General features: G+C 48.2%; 2 protein-coding genes. Both read left to right on the top strand.

The window, feature by feature from the left end; all coding sequences use genetic code 11:
• The coding region (pheS, locus tag ACTHUE_RS14985) for a phenylalanine--tRNA ligase subunit alpha (RefSeq protein WP_440423899.1) at positions 1-935 on the top strand (935 nt) is incomplete at its 5' end.
• Positions 936-1,038: 103 nt separating this feature from the next.
• Positions 1,039-2,662 (top strand): phenylalanine--tRNA ligase subunit beta (pheT, locus tag ACTHUE_RS14980; RefSeq protein ID WP_440423898.1); only part of this gene is annotated, 1,624 nt, incomplete at its 3' end.

The following is a 2,662-nucleotide window of genomic DNA, read 5'->3' as shown; positions in this document are numbered from 1 at the left end:
AAGACTTCAATGCCTTAGAACAAATTAAAGCACGCTATCTTGGTAAAACCGGCGAATTGACCGGACTTTTGAAAACTTTGGGTCAAATGTCTCCTGAAGAGCGTAAAACCATAGGCGCGCACATCAATGAATGCAAAAATCAGTTTCAGACGGCTTTTAATGCCAAACGCGATGCCCTGAATGAAGCCAAGCTGCAAGCCCAATTGGCTGCAGAAGCCTTGGATATTACTTTGCCGGGCCGTGCACAAGAGCATGGCGGTTTGCACCCAGTGACTTTGACTTTGCAACGTGTGGTTGAGCTGTTTCACGGTATGGGTTTTGAAGTGGCGGACGGCCCTGAAATCGAAGACGATTTCCACAATTTCCAAGCCTTGAATATTCCTGCAAATCACCCCGCGCGTGCGATGCAAGATACCTTCTATGTTGAAAACGGAGACGTTTTACGCACACACACTTCGCCTATTCAAATCCGCTATATGCTCGACAAAAAAGAGCCGCCTATCCGTATTATTGCTCCCGGCCGTGTTTACCGTGTGGACAGTGATGCCACTCACTCGCCTATGTTCCATCAGGCCGAAGGTTTGTGGGTAGAAGAGGGTGTCACTTTTGCCGATTTGAAAGCAGTGTTCACTGACTTTATCCGTCGCTTCTTTGAACGCGATGACCTGCAAGTACGTTTCCGTCCGTCTTTCTTCCCGTTTACTGAGCCTTCTGCCGAAATCGACATTATGGGTGAGAATGGCAAATGGTTGGAAGTAGGTGGTTGCGGTATGGTACATCCTAACGTGTTGAAAAATGTGAATATCGACCCTGAAAAATATACCGGTTTCGCTTTCGGTATCGGTCTCGACCGTTTTGCCATGTTGCGCTACAACGTCAATGACCTGCGCTTGTTCTTCGATAACGATTTGAACTTCTTGAAGCAGTTTAAATAAATTTCAGATGGTCTTTTGATAGGCCGTCTGAAAAGTGAATAGATATTACTGATTTCGTCTGATAAAAATTTGTTTCAGACGGCCTGATAGTAGAGAAAATAATATGCAATTTCCTTATTCGTGGCTGAAAACTCAAGCCAATCCTGATCTTTCTGCCGATAAACTGGAACATCTTTTGACCATGGCCGGTTTGGAAGTGGAAGAAATCGATACTGCCGCCCCTGCTTTCAGTGGCGTGGTTGTTGCCGAAGTAAAATCTGTTGAAAAACATCCTGATGCAGACCGTTTGAACGTTACCCAAGTTGATGCCGGTACGGGCGAGTTGGTTCAGATTGTTTGTGGTGCGCCAAATGTCAAGCCGGGTATTAAAGTGCCGTGTTCGTTGCCGGGTGCCGTTTTGCCGGGTAACTTTAAAATTAAGCCGACTAAAATGCGCGGCGTACCATCAAACGGTATGCTGTGTTCGGCCAATGAACTGGGTTTGCCTGATGATGGTGTAGACGGTCTGCACATTCTGCCTGAAGATGCGCCTGTCGGTGCCAATATCCGTGAATACTTGGATTTGGACGATACGCTGTTTACGTTGAAAATTACGCCTAACCGCGCTGATTGCTTGAGCGTTAAGGGTATTGCGCGTGAGGTTTCTGCGTTGACTCAATGTGCGTTTAGGCCTGTTGAAATTCAGACGGCCTTTATCGGCAGTGAGAAAAAACAGGCTGTCCGTATTGACGCACCGGCCGACTGCGGCCGTTTTATCAGTCGCGTTATTGAAAATGTCAATGCGAAAGCGGCTACTCCCGATTGGATGAAACAACGTTTGGAACGCAGCGGTATCCGCAGCATTTCCGCATTGGTGGACATCGGCAACTATGTGATGCTGGAAATCGGTCAGCCTATGCATGTTTTCGATGCTGACAAGCTGTCAGGCAGTTTGATTGTCCGCCGTGCTCAAAATGGCGAGACTTTGGCGTGTCTGAACGAGAAGACGGTTACTTTGGCTGACAATACACTGGTGGTCGCTGATGAAAAAGGTGCGTTGAGCTTGGCCGGCTTGATGGGCGGCGAGGCAAGCGCGGTTTCAGATGACACGCAAAATATCGTACTGGAAGCTGCTTGGTTTGCTCCGGAGATTATTGCGGGTAAATCCCGTCAATACGGTTTTGGTTCGGATTCTTCTTTCCGTTTTGAGCGTGGTGTGGATTACCGCTTGCAAGCTGATGCCATTGAGCGTGCTACCGAATTGGTGTTGCAGATTTGCGGTGGTGCAGCCGGTGAAATGGTTGAAGCACAAGGCAAATTGCCCGAGGCAAAACAGGTCGAATTGCGTTTAGGCCGTCTGAAAACGGTATTGGGCGTTGAAATCCCTGCCGAGCAAGTCGAAATTATCTTGCAACACTTGGGTTTGCAGCCTGAGAAAACCGAAGAAGGCTTCCGTGTTACTTCTCCTAGCTTCCGTTTCGACATCGAAATCGAAGCCGATTTGATTGAAGAAATCGGCCGCGTTTACGGTTATGAGAATATTCCTGACGACTATACTTCAGGCCGTCTGAAAATGTTGGCCTTGCCTGAAACCAAACGCCCTCGTTTTGCGGTTTATAACGAAATGGCGGCTCGCGGTTACCGCGAAGTGGTCAGCTATGCGTTTGTGGATGAGCAATGGGAGCAAGACTTTGCTGCCAATACCAATCCTATCCGCCTGCAAAATCCGTTGGCGGCGCAGTATGCCG

The organism is Neisseria sp. P0021.S005, assembly GCF_051956955.1.
This window is presented reverse-complemented; position numbering and strand designations above follow the sequence as displayed.